The organism is Acidimicrobiales bacterium (assembly GCA_035547835.1).
Taxonomy (GTDB): Bacteria; Actinomycetota; Acidimicrobiia; order Acidimicrobiales; family Iamiaceae; genus DASZTW01.
This window is the reverse complement of the sequence record DASZTW010000020.1, coordinates 47,386-63,545: the sequence shown is the minus strand read 5'-3', so window position 1 is coordinate 63,545 and position 16,160 is coordinate 47,386. Positions and strand designations below refer to the sequence as shown.

General features: G+C 69.3%; 19 protein-coding genes. 6 read left to right on the top strand and 13 right to left on the bottom strand.

Translation table 11 applies throughout. The features are described from left to right. Positions 1–5: 5 nt before the first annotated feature. Positions 6–857, bottom strand: a complete 852-nt coding sequence (purU, locus tag VHA73_16410; protein ID HVX19607.1) for a formyltetrahydrofolate deformylase — start codon at positions 855–857, stop codon at positions 6–8. A 296-nt stretch (positions 858–1,153) separates the two neighbouring features. Continuing rightward, positions 1,154–1,594, bottom strand: coding sequence for a transcriptional repressor (locus VHA73_16405; GenBank protein ID HVX19606.1), 441 nt, complete (start codon positions 1,592–1,594; stop codon positions 1,154–1,156). A 225-nt stretch (positions 1,595–1,819) separates the two neighbouring features. Between VHA73_16405 and VHA73_16400 the strand changes: the two genes are divergently transcribed. Continuing rightward, positions 1,820–2,968 carry a serine hydrolase domain-containing protein gene (locus VHA73_16400; protein HVX19605.1) on the top strand — a complete coding sequence of 383 codons (1,149 nt, stop codon included), beginning with the start codon at positions 1,820–1,822 and terminating at the stop codon, positions 2,966–2,968. Positions 2,969–2,974: 6 nt separating this feature from the next. On the opposite strand, the gene VHA73_16395 is transcribed toward VHA73_16400, so the two are convergent. After that, complete coding sequence (locus VHA73_16395; protein HVX19604.1) at positions 2,975–3,781, bottom strand: thioesterase family protein; 807 nt, start codon at positions 3,779–3,781, stop codon at positions 2,975–2,977. Positions 3,782–3,910: 129 nt separating this feature from the next. On the opposite strand from VHA73_16395, the gene VHA73_16390 reads away from it, so the two are divergent. After that, positions 3,911–4,207, top strand: a complete 297-nt coding sequence (locus tag VHA73_16390) for a UBP-type zinc finger domain-containing protein (GenBank protein HVX19603.1) — start codon at positions 3,911–3,913, stop codon at positions 4,205–4,207. On the opposite strand, the gene VHA73_16385 is transcribed toward VHA73_16390, so the two are convergent. Beyond that, positions 4,204–6,057, bottom strand: coding sequence for a DUF4157 domain-containing protein (locus VHA73_16385; GenBank protein HVX19602.1), 1,854 nt, complete (start codon positions 6,055–6,057; stop codon positions 4,204–4,206). The two genes, VHA73_16390 and VHA73_16385, sit on opposite strands and share 4 nt — an antisense overlap. A gap of 126 nt (positions 6,058–6,183) precedes the next feature. Further along, complete coding sequence (locus tag VHA73_16380; protein ID HVX19601.1) at positions 6,184–6,681, bottom strand: PPOX class F420-dependent oxidoreductase; 498 nt, start codon at positions 6,679–6,681, stop codon at positions 6,184–6,186. Positions 6,682–6,782: 101 nt separating this feature from the next. Here VHA73_16380 and VHA73_16375 point away from each other — a divergent pair, with 101 nt between their 5' ends. Continuing rightward, positions 6,783–7,595, top strand: coding sequence for an SDR family NAD(P)-dependent oxidoreductase (locus tag VHA73_16375; protein HVX19600.1), 813 nt, complete (start codon positions 6,783–6,785; stop codon positions 7,593–7,595). A gap of 33 nt (positions 7,596–7,628) precedes the next feature. Here VHA73_16375 and VHA73_16370 read toward each other — a convergent pair whose 3' ends face one another. Then, positions 7,629–8,507, bottom strand: coding sequence for an enoyl-CoA hydratase-related protein (locus VHA73_16370; GenBank protein ID HVX19599.1), 879 nt, complete (start codon positions 8,505–8,507; stop codon positions 7,629–7,631). 146 nt (positions 8,508–8,653) lie between these two features. Between VHA73_16370 and VHA73_16365 the strand changes: the two genes are divergently transcribed. After that, positions 8,654–9,472: a ribonuclease Z gene (locus tag VHA73_16365; GenBank protein HVX19598.1), complete on the top strand. Its 819-nt coding sequence runs from the start codon at positions 8,654–8,656 to the stop codon at positions 9,470–9,472. 510 nt (positions 9,473–9,982) lie between these two features. On the opposite strand, the gene VHA73_16360 is transcribed toward VHA73_16365, so the two are convergent. The 7 genes from VHA73_16360 to VHA73_16330 form a co-directional block, all read right to left on the bottom strand. Beyond that, positions 9,983–10,600, bottom strand: a complete 618-nt coding sequence (locus tag VHA73_16360) for a class I SAM-dependent methyltransferase (protein HVX19597.1) — start codon at positions 10,598–10,600, stop codon at positions 9,983–9,985. 17 nt (positions 10,601–10,617) lie between these two features. Further along, positions 10,618–11,079, bottom strand: coding sequence for an SRPBCC family protein (locus VHA73_16355; GenBank protein ID HVX19596.1), 462 nt, complete (start codon positions 11,077–11,079; stop codon positions 10,618–10,620). A gap of 18 nt (positions 11,080–11,097) precedes the next feature. Next, complete coding sequence (locus VHA73_16350; protein HVX19595.1) at positions 11,098–11,574, bottom strand: limonene-1,2-epoxide hydrolase family protein; 477 nt, start codon at positions 11,572–11,574, stop codon at positions 11,098–11,100. A 22-nt stretch (positions 11,575–11,596) separates the two neighbouring features. Then, positions 11,597–12,436 carry a 5'/3'-nucleotidase SurE gene (locus VHA73_16345; GenBank protein ID HVX19594.1) on the bottom strand — a complete coding sequence of 280 codons (840 nt, stop codon included), beginning with the start codon at positions 12,434–12,436 and terminating at the stop codon, positions 11,597–11,599. Between the two features lie 64 nt (positions 12,437–12,500). Then, positions 12,501–12,785, bottom strand: a complete 285-nt coding sequence (locus VHA73_16340; protein ID HVX19593.1) for a GNAT family N-acetyltransferase — start codon at positions 12,783–12,785, stop codon at positions 12,501–12,503. Positions 12,786–12,849: 64 nt separating this feature from the next. After that, on the bottom strand, positions 12,850–13,584 hold the full coding sequence (locus VHA73_16335) for an ABC transporter permease (GenBank protein ID HVX19592.1): 735 nt from the start codon (positions 13,582–13,584) through the stop codon (positions 12,850–12,852). Then, positions 13,581–14,582, bottom strand: coding sequence for an ABC transporter ATP-binding protein (locus tag VHA73_16330; GenBank protein HVX19591.1), 1,002 nt, complete (start codon positions 14,580–14,582; stop codon positions 13,581–13,583). Before VHA73_16330 ends, VHA73_16335 begins: the two co-directional genes overlap by 4 nt. Positions 14,583–14,677: 95 nt before the next feature. Between VHA73_16330 and VHA73_16325 the strand changes: the two genes are divergently transcribed. Both VHA73_16325 and VHA73_16320 read left to right on the top strand, forming a co-directional pair. Next, positions 14,678–15,169, top strand: coding sequence for a nuclear transport factor 2 family protein (locus tag VHA73_16325; GenBank protein HVX19590.1), 492 nt, complete (start codon positions 14,678–14,680; stop codon positions 15,167–15,169). 18 nt (positions 15,170–15,187) lie between these two features. Then, positions 15,188–16,138 carry an NAD(P)-dependent oxidoreductase gene (locus VHA73_16320; protein HVX19589.1) on the top strand — a complete coding sequence of 317 codons (951 nt, stop codon included), beginning with the start codon at positions 15,188–15,190 and terminating at the stop codon, positions 16,136–16,138. Positions 16,139–16,160 lie beyond the last annotated feature (22 nt).

Sequence of the window (16,160 nt, the reverse complement as noted above, 5' to 3'; positions counted from 1 at the left end):
GCGCCTCAGCTGAACACCACCGTCTTGTTGCCGTAGACCAGCACCCGGTGCTCGAGGTGGGCGAGGACCGCCCGCGCCAGCACTGCCTTTTCGAGGTCGCGGCCCTTCCGCACGAGATCAGCCACCGCGTCGCGGTGGCTGGTGTGTACGACGTCCTGGGCGAGGATCGGGCCGGCGTCGAGGTCGGCCGTGGCGTAGTGAGCGGTGACGCCGACGAGCTTGACGCCCCGCTCGTGGGCCTGGTGGTACGGCCGGCTGCCCACGAACGCGGGCAGGAACGAGTGGTGGATGTTGATGATCTTGTTCGGGAACTGGTCGACGAAATCGGCCGACAGGATCTGCATGTAGCGGGCCAGCACCACGAGCTCGACGCCGTGGTCGTGCAGCAGGGCGAGCACGGCTCGCTCCTGTTGCGCCTTGGTGTCGGCGGTGACCGGCAGGTGGTGGTAGGGGAGCCCGAAGTGGGCCGCCACGTCGGCGTGATCGGGATGGTTGCTGATCACGAGCTCGATGTCGCCCGGGAGCTCGCCACCCCGCCACCGCGCGAGCAGGTCGTACAGGCAGTGCGGTTCTCTCGACACCAGCACCGCGGTCTTCGCCCGCTCGTCGGAGTACTTGATGTCGACGTGCATCTCGAATCGGGCGCCGAGGTCCTCGACAGCCGTCGCCAGGTCGGCACGGCCGAGCCCGAACCCTTCGAGCTCAAACTCGACGCGCTGGAAGAACACGCCTCGCTCCGCATCGTTGTGCTGGTCGGCGTGGACGATGTTGCCGCCGTGGCGGAACACGAAGTCGGCGACGGCCGCGACGATCCCCGGCTGGTCCGGGCACGACAGCAACAGCGTTGCGGTGGTCACGGTCCGTCTCCTCTCACTGGCCCGGATCCCTCGGCGTCCGCAAACGTACGCCGCAACGCTCGATGGGTTCAGCGGTGGGTGTGACGGCGCTCAGAACGCGAAGCGGCTGAGGTCTCCCGGTTCGATGCCGGCGGCGAGCTTGTCGGCGATCGGTTTCCAGTCGACCGGCGGAAGTCCCCCGTCGACGGCGAGGTTCGTGGCCTCCATGGCGCGTCCCTTCGTCCAAGCGAGGGTGTGCGTCACGGCGTCGCCCCTACGACGGCGACGCCGCTCGAGCTCACCGGCTCGATCCCGCGTCAGGCCGCGCGGCAGGTCGCGCACACGCCGACGAGGTCGACGCGGTGTTCCGTCAGCTCGAAACCGGCACCTTGCGCGGCGTCGTCGAGCACGCGCTCGAGGTCTCGCTCGGCCCGTGTCGGCAGCGCGATGTCGACAACCGCGCTGCACTCGCGGCAGACGAGGTGGTGGTGGTGCTCCTCGGTCACTGCTTCGCTGAGCTCGAAGTACGCCCGGCCTTCGCCGACGTCGACGCGGGTGACGACGCCCGCGTCCTGGAGAACGGCGAGGTTCCGGTACAGCGAGCTCTGCACGAAGTGGGGTGCCTCGCGAAGGATCTTGGGAATGGTGGCAGGTGCACCGATGGTGGCGAGCGTGTCGACCAGCGACTGCCGGCCCCGTGTGTACCTGTGGCCCGCCGCGCCCATCTGCCGCCGCACGATGGAGTGGTGGTCAGCCATGGGAATGAGAATAGCCGAGAATGATCGGCCGGAAAGGAGTGGAGCGCCTCGCCTCTGCCGCGGCCCGGCGACGGTGTCGGTCAGTGCCGCATCTACGGCCGGTGGGCCCGTCCGCGTGGGCTGGCCCGATCCTTCGACTGTGCGCCCCGGGCAGTTCCTGTGGCAACAGGCCGGCCGTCACGCGACATGGAGGGCCGTTGGAGGGGTGTGGCAAGCTCCGCAACAGTGGTTGACGCGCCGATCGAGGGTCGTTGCGCCCCGGGCTTCGAAGCTGTCGAGTCGGCGTTCGCGTCGAACTTCGCCGAGCGCGGCGAGGTGGGTGCGGCCGTGCACGTGATCGTCGGCGGGGTGCCGGTGGTCGACTTGGTCGGCGGTTGGGCCGACGAGGCTCGCACGCGCCCGTGGACGCCGTCGACGATCGTCGACGTGTACTCCGTCGGCAAGGGGCTGCTGGCGATGTTGACCTTGCAGTTGGTCGACGAAGGGCTGCTCGCCCTCGGCCAACCGATCGCGGAGGTCTGGCCCGAGTTCGCGGCCGGCGGCAAGGGATCGGCGACGGTCGAGCACGCGCTCACCCACCGAGCGGGCGTCCCGGCCATCCGCGAGATCCTGACCGACGAGGACCTGTTCGACTGGGACCGGATGACCGGCGCGATCGCCGCCACGGAGGCCTGGTGGGCGCCAGGCGAGCGGCTCGCCTACCACACCAACACGTTCGGGCACCTGGTGGGCGAGCTCATCCACCGTGCCGCGGGTGAGATGCCCGGCGACCGCTTGCGAAGCGTCGCTGCGCCGCTCGACGCCGACGTCTGGTTCGGCGTCCCCGCGGCGGAGCAGGGCCGCTGTGCCGAGGTGATCTGGGCGCCGGCGCGGCCGCTGATCGCCCCCACCTCGTTCGAGGGGCTCGAGGGCGACGCCTTGATGAACGCGCTCGCCCACATGAACCCGCCCGGCTACTCGTCGGTGGGTCTGGTCAACACCGCCCGATGGCGCGCGCTGCCGCTCGGGTCCACCGCCGACCACGCGTCGGCCGCGGGTGTCGCCCGCATCTACGCCGCCCTGCTCGAGCCGGGGCGGCTCGTCTCACCTGATCTGCTCGCCCTGGCGACGTCCCCGAGGGCCAGCGGCGACTGCCCGATCCTCGGCGAGCGGGTGACGTTCGGCCTCGGGTTCCAACCGACGACCGAACGTCGGCCGATGGGCCGCAGCCCTCGGGCGTTCGGACACTTCGGCACCGGGGGCGCGTTGGGCTTCGCCGATCCCGATGCCGGCGTGGCGTTCGGCTACGTGATGAACCACGTGATCCCGCGCTGGCAGAGCTCGCGCAACCGGGCGCTCATCGACGCGGTCTACGACTGCCTCGCCGTCCGCTGACGCGGCTCACGTGGGCCGGAGCTGGACCAGCTGCGAGATCGACGCGACCGCGAACACACCGTCGTTGTCGCTGAACTCGGCGTACGAGACGCCACGCCCGACGCCGTGGTTGTAGCGGGTCTCGCCGGTGATCGCGATCCACTCGTCGGTCGGCGCGCGGAGGACGTGCGCGGTGACATCAGGGTTGATGGTCGTGACCGACCCGGTGTGCAGGTCGACGCCGATCTGGTTGGCGAAGTCGAAGCAGACCGCGAGCCGCGCGGTCGTGCGCACGGGCTCGCCGGCGACCACCGACGCCTCCAAGCGCAGCCAGATGCCCTGGCCGGAGCTGTCGGTCAACGGGGCCCGGCGCATGTCGACGGCGCGGAGGAAGCCCGGCGAGCCGACCCCGAGGTCGCGAAGGCTCTGTGCCGTCTCAGGCGGGCCCATGAGGTCGGCTGGGCGAGACTCGGTCGAGCTGACCGGCAGTCCCTCATGACCGCGGAGGTCGGCGTCGCGCAGCCGCAACGCCGTGGCCCGCACGTACTCGACGCCGTCGGCGAGCAGCCGTAGCAACACCACCTGGATCTTCTTGCCCTCGCGCAACACGGTGGGCACGACATGCATCCGCCGCCCGATGGGGACGGGTCGCACGAGGTCGGCCGTGAAGCGGCTGACGGTCATCGGGACCAGGGTCGGCACGTCCTCGAGGCAGTGCCCGAGCAGCGCGAGAACCGCGCCGCCGTTGGCCGCGTCGGGGTCCCATCCGCCCTGGGTGAGCTCGGTCCCGACGTACGCCTCGCCGTCGCGGACGTACAGCGCAAGGTCTTCCATGCGCACACACTTGCATGACCGCGAGGTGCCGCCGAACCGAGGGGTGCGATGGCCGTGGCAGGCCGCCTCATGCCGCAGACCCACGCGATAGACAGGCGTCAGCTGCCCGCCGACGACAGGGAGACCGCCATGGCCGACACCTGCACCCACCTCGACACCGCCCACGACGTCGAGCCGTCGAGCACGGGCTGCGAGGACTGTCTCCGGATCGGCGGCCGGTGGGTGCACTTGCGGTTGTGCATGACCTGCGGGCACGTCGGCTGCTGCGACAGCTCACCGAACCGCCACGCCACCGCCCACTTCCACGCACACACCGATCACCCGATCATCCGGTCGTACGAGCCTGGTGAGGACTGGTGGTGGTGCTATGTCGACCAGGTCGCGTTCGAGGTTCCGGGCGCGCCACCGTCGCCTTCACACCCCTAGCGCCCTCGCTGCCCTCCGATCGTTATCCCTCGCTGATGCGGCTGTTGCTGCGGCCCTTGCCCTTGCCGCGCTCCGATCGTTATCCCTCGCTGATGCGGCTGCGGCCCTTGCCCTTGCCCTTGCCCTTGCCCTTGCCCTTGCGCCTGGTTTGCTGCTGGGCCGTGGTCGGTGCGCTGGAGCTGCATCGTTCGCTCGTAGTACTCGGTGAGCACTGCCTTCACGCGCGCCTCGCGCTCGTCATCGGTCTTCTTCGTCTTGCGGCTCCTCAGCAGTGCATCGAACTGGTTGTGGGCCTCGTCGGTTGCCGCATCCACCTTCGCGCGGCCGACCTTGCCGATGACGCTCGCCATGTCGTCAACACGCTCGAGCTCGACGTCGATCCCATGGGTGTTGTTGCGGTCCACGTAGACACCGGGGGGAAGGCTGTTGAGGCGGCTGCCCCGGTAGAGTTCCCCGCGCCACGAGAACCCCTCCCGCAACCCGGCGCTGTGGTCCTGTTTGGAGATGATGATCCGGTCCGCCCCCAGCACCTGCTGCGGCGTGAAGCCCTGGTATCCCTTGGCTTTCACCGAGTAGACGACGGTCAGCGCGGTGATGGTGTTCTTCAGCCCACTGAAGTCGATCTCGCTGTTCTTTCCCTCCGCCTTGGGCCCGGGGACCGGGTCGAACAGCGTGACCTCGATCTTGACGTTGTCGTTCTTGAGGTCGTGGGCGAGGATCTCGGCGATCTGAGAGGCGGCCACGGACCCCCGGCTGTGGCCCTTGATGAGGATGACGGTCCGCGCGTTCTGCGCGTACTGGCCCTTTCTCAGCTCGGCCGCGCGAACGTCCTTGACCTTGTTGGGGACCTTGTCGATCAGGTTCGCCATGCTGTTGGAGCCGGCGCTGTTCAACCCAGGCACCACATGCCCCATCTGCTTGAAGCCTTTGGTGATCCTCGCCCCGGGACCGGCGTAGCTCAGATTGGGACCGGACGCGCCCGACTGTGTCTTCTCGTGCATCACGGGATCTTGTTTGTCGTCGAGCGCGTCACGCCGCTCGTAGTTCGCGCGGCGGTTGCCGGCGAACTTCTGGTCTGGCGCCTGGGTCGCCCAGACGTCGTAGCCGGAGCCGGCGACGGAGACCTTGATCGTGAGGACCTGTCCGGGCAGGGCATTCGCCTGGATCTGCTGACGCCGACCGAGGGCTTCGTTGTCCCGACGCTCGCTCGGCGGCGTGTTCTTTCGCCGTACGGTCGGTGCTTGTTGGACGACGTGCGTGAGCTCGTGGGCGAGCAGTTCGGTGCCAGCGGGTGAGTTCGGCCGGAACGAGCCCTGCGAGAAGAAGATGTCGGATCCGGTGGTGAAGGCCCGCGCGTTCAGTGAGCGGTTGAGCTGATCGGCGCGCGAATCGGTGTGCACGCGCACCTGACCGAGGTCGGTGCCGAGGGCCCGTTCGAACGTGGAACGCACCGGGGCGGCGAGTGGCGCACCGCCGGCGCGTGCGCTGGCGATGCCAGCGGCCACTTCGGGGCTGGCTTGTCCACCTCGTGGTCCGTGGCCCGAGGGCCCGCTGCCGTCGAGCCCGGGCTTGGCGCGTCGTCGAACCGCGGCGAGCGCCGGCTCGGTGGTCGGCACGCCCGCCGGTCCGCGCCGCAAGCCGGCCGCGACCCTCGCGGCCACCTGGTCGGCCTCGCGTTCGGCCGGGTCGTCGACCGAACCGACGAGCAGCTGGCGCTGGATCGAGCCGAGCAGCGTCGTCGTCGCGGCGTTCCCGGCGGATCGTAGGAGCGCCAACAGTCCATCTGCCGGACCCCGTTGGGTGTCAGAGCCGATTTGGGGCGGGGGCTTTTGCGGTGCCCGCGCGCTCACTGTCTGCTGACGACGGTCCAAGTCCATACGCCCGCTCTCCCCGTTCTTGCAGCGACGGGGTCCTACGCGCGAGGGCAGATTGTGCGCAAGAGGTAGTTTGTCCGGCTCGCACCGCGCCGCGGCGGTTCAACAAGACGGCGCGGTGGTGCCGCCGACCGGCATCGGTGGCATGCCGAGCTTGCGGTGGTCCCACGAGCGAACCCGCTCGACCTCGAATCGCACGGCCACGCGCTTGTTCAGCATCATCTCGACCATCGGCTTGGCTTCGTCGGTGTACGGGCCCGTGTAGCGCTCCCACACGCTGACCCCGACCGCGAAAAGCTGATCGGGGTCATCGGTGATCTCGACCCGGCCTTCGAGCGACACACCGCGCAGCGTGTCGTACGTGAGCCCGTCCTCGACGAGCACGGTGGCCCGCGGGTCTCGCTGCAGGTTGCGGGTCTTTTGCGCCTTCGCCTTGGTCTCGAACCAGATCGCGCCGTCGATCAGGGCGTACCACATGGCCACTGCGTGGGGTTGGCCCGAAGGACCGATGGTGACGAGGGTCGCGGACCGCTGCTCGGTGAGGAACGCGTCGACCTCCTCGGGGGTCATCTCGACCTGTGATCGCTGGTTGACGCCCATGCGTGCTCCTCCTCGACGGCTCGCCCGATTCAATCATCCGGTTGGCGGTCCGTCCGCACCGGAGTCGACCGACGGTGATGCGCGCCTGCAAGATGTCGCCCATGGACTCATTGCGCATCGCCAACTTGTTCTCCGTCGATGGGAAGGTCGTGCTGGTGACCGGGGGGTCGCGCGGCATCGGCGAGATGATCGCCGCGGGGTTCCTCGCCAACGGCGCCAAGGTCTACATCTCGTCGCGGAAGGCCGACGTCTGCGATGCGACCGCGGCGCGCCTCGCCGAGACGTACGGCGGCACCTGCATCTCGATCCCGAGCGACTTGTCGGTGCTCGACGGTGTACACCACCTGGCGGACCGCCTTCGCGACTCCGAGACGCACCTCGACGTGCTGGTGAACAATGCGGGCGCGTCGTGGGGCGCGCCGCTCGACGAGTTCCCCGAGGTCGGCTGGGACAAGGTCATGGACACGAACGTGAAGGGCGTGTTCTTCCTCACGCAAGCACTGCTGCCGCTGCTGGAAGCCAACGCCAGCGCGGAAGACCCGGCCCGCGTGATCAACATCGGATCCGTCGACGGGATCCGCACTCCGGTGTTCGACAACTTCTCCTATGGCCCGTCCAAAGCGGCGGTCCACGCGCTGACCCGCCAGTTGGGCGCGGCGCTGATCCGTCGCAACGTGCTGGTGAACGGCATCGCTCCGGGCGCCTTCCCGACCTGGATGCTCAGCACGGGTGTGGGTACCGGTGGCGACGTGGAGGGCACCGACTGGGACGCGCTCGGCAAAGGCATGGCGCGCGGCCGGATCGGCACGCCCGAGGACGTCGCCGGGGTCACGATGATGCTCGCATCGCGGGCCGGCGCCTTCCTGGCCGGCGAGGTGGTGGTGCTCGACGGCGGCGCGGTGGTGGCCCGCTAGCCCGAAGTCGATCGCGGCCCCCGGCCGCGGCCGTCAGTCGTCGTGTGACTCGACGGTGCGGTAGTCGCCGAACGGCTCGTCGCGGTGTTGCAGCGCCTTGGTCAGGCCGCCGCGCATCTCCTTGATGAACTGGTACATGGTCTCCTGCTTGGTACCGAGCGCGCACAGCTCGGTGCCGGCGCGGATGGCCGAGCGGAGGCCCATGATCTCCATGCCGCGGTGCACCACCCGCTTGTTCAGCTGGGCCATGTCGGGCGGGACCAACGCGATCCGCTTCGCCACGGCGACGACTTCGTCGCCCAGCCGGTCGGCTGGGAACGCCCGGTTCGCCCATCCGAGCTCCACGGCTTCGGTGCCGGAGATGGAGTCGCCGGTGAGCATCATCTCCATGGCGGCCCGCATGCCGCACAACCACGCGTGGAAGTGCATGTCGGGCACCCCGAAGCGGACGGCGGGATAGCCGATCTGCGCGTCTTCGGCGACGTACACGAGGTCGCAACCCGTGGCCAGCTCGCTGCCGCCTGCCAGGCAGTAGCCGTGGACCTGGGCGATCACCGGTTTGGCGAGGTCCCAGATGCTCATCCACCCTTCAGTGACATGGCGGGGCCACTGCCCATCGCCGCCTGGCGTGTAGTACGGCAGGTCGAGCCCTTCGTTGCCGTTGCCGAGCTCGTAGCCGGCCGAGAAGCACTTGCCGGCGCCTCGCACGATCTGCACACGCACCTCGGGGTCGGCGTCGCCGTCACGCAAGGCCTGGAGGATCCCGCCGCGCAGCGCGTGGTTCAGCGCGTTGCGCTTCCCGGGTCGGTTCAGCGTGACGCGCCGGACGTGAGGCGCAGGCTCATCGACCAGGACGACTTCGTCGTGGTGCTCGTGGGTGTTGAAGACGTCGGTCGTGTTGGCGTTGGTCATGAATGCGGTCCTCCCTGTGCACGGCGGACTGTACGACACGAGCGGATCGGGGCAGCCACCGCGTCGGCGCATGTATTGACATAACGACTGTCACAACTTAGGGTCGGCGGCAAGCGGGTACCTGGCGGGCGAGCGGGAGGTGTGGGATGGAAGTGGTCCTGTTGGGGACCGGCAGCCCCTTGCCGGATCCAAATCGGGCGGGTCCGGCAACGCTGGTGCGCGCCGGAGGGCAGGACCTCCTGTTCGACGCAGGCCGCGGTCTCCTGTTGCGGGCCTCGGCAGCCGGCACCGGGCCGGGCCAGCTCGCGACCGTGTACCTCACCCATCTGCACAGCGATCACCTGACCGACCTCAACGACGTGATCACGTCGCGGTGGGTGCTGTCGTTCGAGCCTTCGCCGCTGCGGATCGTCGGCCCACCGGGCACGCGCCAGGTCGTCGACGCGCTGCTGGCCTCGCTGCAGCTCGACATCGGCTACCGCCTGGCCCACCACGAGGACCTCACGTGGGAACCGCCGGTGGTGGTGGAGGAAGTCACCGAAGGCGAGGTCACCAGCGGCGACGTGCGTGTGGTGGCGGGCCCCACCGACCACCGGCCGGTCCAGCCGACGGTTGGCTACCGCGTGGAACACGACGGCAAGGCGGTGGTCATCGCCGGCGACACGGTGCCGTGTGAGGGTCTCGACCGGCTGTGCGCCGGCGCCGACGTCCTCGTCCACACGGTGCTGCGGGCCGACCTCGTGCAGCACGCGCCGGTGCAGCGCCTCGTCGACATCTGCGACTACCACTCGTCGGTCGAGCAGGCGGCGCAGACCGCCGCCCGTGCCGGCGTCGACACCCTCGTGCTCACCCATTACGTGCCGGCATTGGTGCCCGGCGACGAGGACGCCTGGCGGGCGCTGGCGGCGCCGCACTTCGATGGCCGGGTCGAGCTCGGCGACGACTTGCTGACGGTGCAGGTCTGACCGTCCTGCTGTGCGCGCTCAGCCACCTCCCAGGTGGCCAAGTGCTCACAGCAGGGTGTTGGGCAGGCCGGCTGGGCGGCGCGGGCGCTCACTGGTCCGCCGGTCCGCGGTCTGCCGGTCCGCGGTCTGCCGGTCAGCCGGTCAGCCGGTCCGCGGTCTGCCGGTCAGCGGTCCGCGGGTCAGGGGGTCTGCCGGGTCGAGCTCGGCGACGACTTGCTGACCGGTGCGGGTCTGACCGTCCTGCTGTGCGCGCTCAGCCACCTGCCAGGTGGCCAAGTGCTCACAGCACGGTGTTGGGCAGGCCGGCCGGGCGGCGCGGGCGCTCACCGGTCCGCGGTCCGCCGGTCCGCGGTCTGCCGGTCCGCGGTCCGCCGGTCCGCGGTCCGCCGGTCCGCGGTCAGCCGGTCTGCGGTCAGCCGGTCTGCCGGTCCGCGGTCAGCCGATCAGCCGGTCCGCGGTCCGCGGGTCAGGCCGGTCCGCGGTCCGCGGTCTGCCGGTCAGCTGCCCCGCTCAGGACTTGGTGGCCACCCCTCGGTAGAAGTAGCTGAACGACTTGGGCATGCCCGGCGTGTGGCCGGTGTCGAGCTCCGTGAGCTCCAACCCCGCGCCTTCGATGAGGTCCGCGATGGGCCGGTTGAGGTTGCAGCCACCCGCGATCCGTTGCTGGATCGGGTTGAGCCGGTCCTGCCAGCGCACGACTTTGGGGTCCTCGGCACGGCCGTGCTCCACGAAGTGCATGGTGCCGCTGGGCCGCAGCACGCGATTGATCTCACGGAGTGCCTGGTGGGCATCGGGGATGGTGCACAAGGTCCAGGTGATCAGCACCGTGTCGATCTCATCGTCGGCGACCGGGAGCTGTTCGCCGTCGAGCCCGATGAACTCGATCGGCGTCGAGCTGGCGGCGACGTGCTTGCCCGACATCGCGCGGCCCACGGAGGACGGATCGACGGCGAGGACCCGATCGACGGTCCCGGGGTAGTGAGGAACGTTGCGCCCGGAGCCGAAACCCACCTCCAGGACCGTGCCCCGCAGACCCGCCGCCACCTCGGCGCGGATGCCCTCGATCGTCTTGCCTCGAAGCGTCACGTCGACCAGCCGCGGCACGACATGCTTCTCATAGACGCCCATGGCCCCTCCGTTCTCGTTCAGGCCTCGGACTCGGCGACCGCCTTGATCCGCTCGAGGGTGGTGCGCATGCCTTCGGCATTGGTGCGGCCGCGGAGCTTGCCGAGCAGCGCCCAGTAGATTTTCAGCGGCAGGCGCGGTGCGAGCTGGAACCATTCGGTGACGTCGGTGCCGTCGCCCGCGGCCGCGAAGCGGTAGCCCCAGGAGTTGACGGCCTTGTCGCCGGGGCCGACCACGTCGAACGCGAACTCCTTGCCGGGCTCACAAGCCGTGATGCGACACACGGTCCAGTACGTGGGGCCGCGACCGTTGCGTTTGACGTGGCCCCGGAAGCGGACGCCTACATCGGGCCCGGTGGCGCCGTCGAGCCACTCGGCTTCGAACGTCTCGGGGCTGAACTTGCCCGTGTTGGTGATGTCGCTGACCAGCTCCCAGACGCGCTGGGGTGACGCCGACATGTGGACCGTGACCGAGTCCTGCATGGGTGGAACCCTACGACTTCAGCGCTTGCCGAACCTGGCGGTCACCGCGCCGACCGCCGCCCGCACCGCGCCTTTCGCCGTGGCGACCGTGACAGTGGGCCAATCGAAGTAGTCGCGCCACAGCAGGATCTTGCCCTCGCGCACCTCGAACGTGCCGCAGACCCAGAACTCGGCCCGGAACCGGTGTGCCTCGAGGGCGTCGGTCCGCTCGGTCAAGACGGTGTCGCCCGAGGCGGCGATGTGGTGGATCACCGCTTCGAAACCCGTTCCGTAGCGGGCCATCGCCCGCATCTGCTTCTCGAACTCCGCTCGTCCCCGGGCGGGTCGCAGCGGCACGTTCTGATACGTGATGTCGTCGGAAGTGAACGTGAGGGCCCGGTCGATGTCGAGCTCCTCGAGTGCCCGCAGGAACCCACGGACCACGTCGATCGGTTCGGTGGCCGCGGACCCGCCGGATGCGCCGTTCACGGGGATCGGCGTGGTCGAGTTGTCCATCGCTCCAGTATGGGCGCGCCGGTCAGCCCGGCACAGGGGACAGCACGCTCTCGGTGCTGAAGCCGTTGTGGAACGCCACGACGTCGTTCGGCAGGTCGGTCAGGGTCGACGTGCAGTCGGGAGGCTGGATGCTGGCCGCGAGGTGGGCTCTGTCGAGGTCGGCGGGCACCTGCCGCAGACCACGGACCTCGCCGGTCGGACACGTCGGGGAGTTGAACGAGACGATCTCGATCGCCGCGCGCCCGTCGAGCAGTCCGGCGCGGTGCTGGCGGATCCAGTCACCCACCAACGTGGCCGGCGTGGTGTAGTCGACGGGCGAACCGAGGCCGGCGCTCACCGCGATGGCCGGCACATGGCGAGCGACGGCAGCCCTCGCCGCGCCGACCGTTCCCGACAAGTCGACGGCCGGCCCGAGGTTTTGGCCCTGGTTGATGCCCGACACGACGAGGTCCGGTCGCAGCTTCAGGTCGTCGAACGCGGCGCGGATCGTGTCCGCGGGGGTGCCCTTCACCGCGTGGGCGGCGTAGCCGCTCAAGGTCTTGCCGTCGACCGTGACGAGTGGACCGGTCGTGACCTTGGCGCCGGCCCCGCTGTTTTGGCCCTCGGGGGCGACCACGATGACCTTGGTGCCGGGAATCCGGGTGAGGGTGCGGACGATCGCGTCGATCCCTTCGGCGCGGTAGCCGTCATCGTTGGTGACCACCACTTCGAGTTGGCGGGCCGGTTCCGTGGTGGACGTCGGCGCGGCCGAGCCGGTGGTCCTCGTGGAGCCCGAGGTGCTGCAAGCCGCCAGGGCGGTGGCGACCGTGGCGATGGCGAGCACCGCAGTCGCGGCCCGTCGCCTCGCTTTCGTGCAGCGCATCCCTGGTGCCCCCAATGTCGATCCGTGGTCGGACCGCGGACCCTAACGCACCCCCGCCGTGGTCTCAGTGGGCGACGAGGTCGTGGTACTGATCGTGGCGCTCGATGTAGTTCTGGACGTACTCGCACTTCGCCTCGACCTTGCGGCCTGACGCCCGGATGTCGTCGAGCGCGAACGCGACCACCCGCCCGGCGAGCCCCCGACCCTTGTAGGCAGGATCGGACTCGGTGTGCGGCATCACCACGCGGTCACCGTCGACCTCGAACTGCGTGAGCGCGAGCACCTTGCCGTCAGCGTCGGTCAGCTCGTACTGGCCGGCTTCGTCGTTGCGTCGCAGTTCATCGGTCATGCGGGCTCCTCGTGGTCGCAAGATTCGTCGTCTTGATGCCCGGAACGGGTGGTCTTGGTGGTTGTCAGACGCGCTTGGTGTCGCGTTGGTACACGCGCATGGTGACGCGGACGAGCACGAGCGTCCACACGGCGATCACGATCCATGCCTCGAGTGGCCATGAGCCCCGGTCGACCACCGACTGGCTCGCGCGGGTGAGCCAGAACGACGGGAGGAGCTTCTCGATCTTCTCCACCCACGAGCCCTGGGCGCCGAGCGGGCCCCACGCGCCGCCGAGCAGTGCGAACAACGAGGTGATGCCACCCATGGCCGGACCCATGCTCTCGGTGGTGACGAGGTGGCCGATCAACACCCCCATGACCCCGAACGGGATGAGGCCGATCAGCGTCAGACCCGTCATGGTGATCCAGTTGGTGGCGCTCAGGTGCACGCCCATCGACACGCCTGAGGCATAGAGGACCACGATGCTCACGACCGCCATGGCGTAGCCGGTGAGGACCTTGGCGGCCATGTAGACGGTGGGCGACAGCGGGGTGAGTCGGAGTTGACGGTTCCAACCGACGCTTCGCTCGGCTGCGATGCGGGCGCCGCCTGCGATGACCGCGGCCATGGCACCCCACGAGACCATCCCCGACATGTAGTAGAGCGGGAACGGGATCCCGACGAGGTGCGCGTGGCGGTTTGGCCCGGCGATCAGGAAGTACAACAGCACGGGGAACACCAGGGAGAACAGCATGAAGCGCACGTTGCGGAACATGCGCAGCAACTCGAAGCGTGTGTAGGCGAGCGAGACGTTCACCGGGCTTCCTCCACCACGCCGTCGTGCTGCCGGCCGTCAGCCGTCGGGCCATCGCCCGCTCGGCCATTGCTCGTGGGGCCGTCGCTCGTTTGGCCGTCGTCGGCGGTGAGCGCCAGGAACGCCTCCTCCAACCCGGCGCCGCGGACTTCGATGTCGTGCGCGGCGGGGAAGCGGGCGAGCAGCTCGCGCAGCGCCTGATCTGAGTCGTTGCAACTCAACGTGACGGTGGCGCCGCGCTGTTCGACCGAGTCGACGCCGGTCATCGCCTCGAGCGCGGCGAGGTCAGGCTCGACGAGCGTGGCCGAGATCACCCGCCGGCCGACCAGCGACTTGATCTCGGTGGTGGCGCCATCGGCGACGACGCGACCCCCGGCGAGCAACACGATCCGGTCGGCGTGCGCGTCGGCTTCGTCGAGGTAGTGCGTGGCGAACAGGACGGTCTTGCCGCGCCCGGTGACCGTGCGCATCGTGGCCCAGAAGTCGCGGCGGCCTTCGACGTCCATGGCGACCGTCGGCTCGTCGAGGACGAGCAGGTCGGGGTTCGACACCATCGCCACCGCGAAGCGCACTCGCTGCGTCTCGCCGCCGGAGAGCTTGTTGGTGCGGCGGTCGGCGATGGTCTCGACGCCGGCGAGTTGGAGGACTTCGTCGACCGGCGAGGGGTCGGGGTACAGCGAGGCCATCACGGCCACGAGCTCGCGCACCGACACGTCGCGGATCACCGCGCCGGATTGCAGCATCACGCCGATGGCGCCGGCACGGACGGCATCGGCAGGGCTCATTCCGAACAGCGAGACGGATCCCGCGTCGGGCTTGTTCAGTCCCAGCAGCATGTCGATGGTGGTGGACTTGCCCGCACCGTTCGGGCCCAGCAGCGCCACCGTCTGTCCGGCCGGGATCGACAAGTCGACCCCGCGGACGGCGTGCACGGCGCCGAACGACTTGTGCAGCCCTACCGCCACGACTCCGGACGAGGAGGGGGCGTTGGCAAGGGACATGGGGTCAAGGATGCGGGCTGACCCGCGTCGTTGCAAAGCCGTTGGGGTGCGCGCCGCCCGAACCGGCCGCGGTGCCACACGGTACGGTCGCCCGCGTGACACCCGAAGACCTGGTCGAGATCGAGCTCGTGAAGCGGCTGAAGTACCGCTACCTGCGGTGCCTAGACCAAAAGGAGTGGGACGAGCTCGCCACGTGCTTCACCCCTGATGCGACGGCCGCGTACGGGGGAGGGGCGCACCGCTACGACGGGCGCGAGGCGATCATGGAGTTCCTCCGGACCTCGATGGGCGCCACCACCATGCTCACCAGCCATCGGTGCCACCACCCCGAGATCGACCTCACCGGGCCCACCACAGCCGAGGGCACCTGGGCGCTCGAGGACGTGGTCGTGCTCGTCGACGTCGGGGTCACCGTGCAGGGCGCGGCGTTCTACTCCGACCGCTACGTCAAGGTCGACGGGGCTTGGCTGATCGCGCACACGGGCTATCGCCGGACGTACGAGGAGATCTTCCCGAGAGCGTCGATCGAAGGCTTGAAGCTGACCGCGCAGTGGTGGGCCACCGACGGCCGGTCCAAGCTGAGCTGACGGCGCTACGTTGCCTCCATGACCGAGGCTTCACCCGCGACATCGTCCACGTCCCCGGCCGCTGGGTTTCAGGGAAAGCGGCTTCTGTTCACCGGCCCCACGAGCCAAGTCGGCGAGCCGATCGCGAAGGCGCTCGCGGCGGGCAACGAGGTGTTCGGCGTCGCCAGGTTCTCGAACCCGAAAGCCCGAGCTCGCCTCGAGGAGGCCGGCGTCACCTGCATCACGTGCGACCTCACCAGCGACGACTTCACGGACCTGCCCGACGACATCGACTACGTCGTGAACTTCGCCGTCACGCACGGCACCGATTGGGACGCCGACATCGAGGCCAACTGCGTGTCACCCGGCCGCCTGATGTACCGCTACGAGTCCGCCCTCGCGTTCCTGCACTGCTCGTCGACCGCGGTCTACGAGCACGCCGGCCCGGCACCGCGCAAGGAGACCGACCCGCTCGGCGACAACCACCGTGGCTTCATGGAGACGTACTCGATCGTGAAGATCGCGGCCGAAGTGGTGGCCCGCACCATGGCGCGCACGTTGGGCCTGCCGACCACGATCGCACGCCTCAACGTGCCCTACGGCAACAGCGGGGGTTGGCCGCTGATCCACCTCGACATGATGCGCGGTGGCATGCGGATCGACCTCCACCCGGAGCGGCCCAACGTCTTCACGTTGCTGCACGAAGACGACATGGTGCGGATGTTGCCGGGACTCCTCGCCGCGGCGTCGGTCCCGGCCACGGTCGTGAACTGGGGCGGCGAGGACGTCGTCAGCATCGAAGAGTGGTGCGGGTTCCTGACCGAGCTGACCGGGATCGAAGCCGAGTTCGGCGAGAACCCCGCCATGATCGGCAGCGTTGTTCCCGACCTCACCAAGATGCGCGAGTTGGTCGGTCCTGCCACGATCGCCTGGCGCGACGGCGTGCGTCGCATGGTGCAAGCCCGCCGGCCCGACCTGCTCCGCGCCTGACCGCTCGTACGCCGCGGCGACG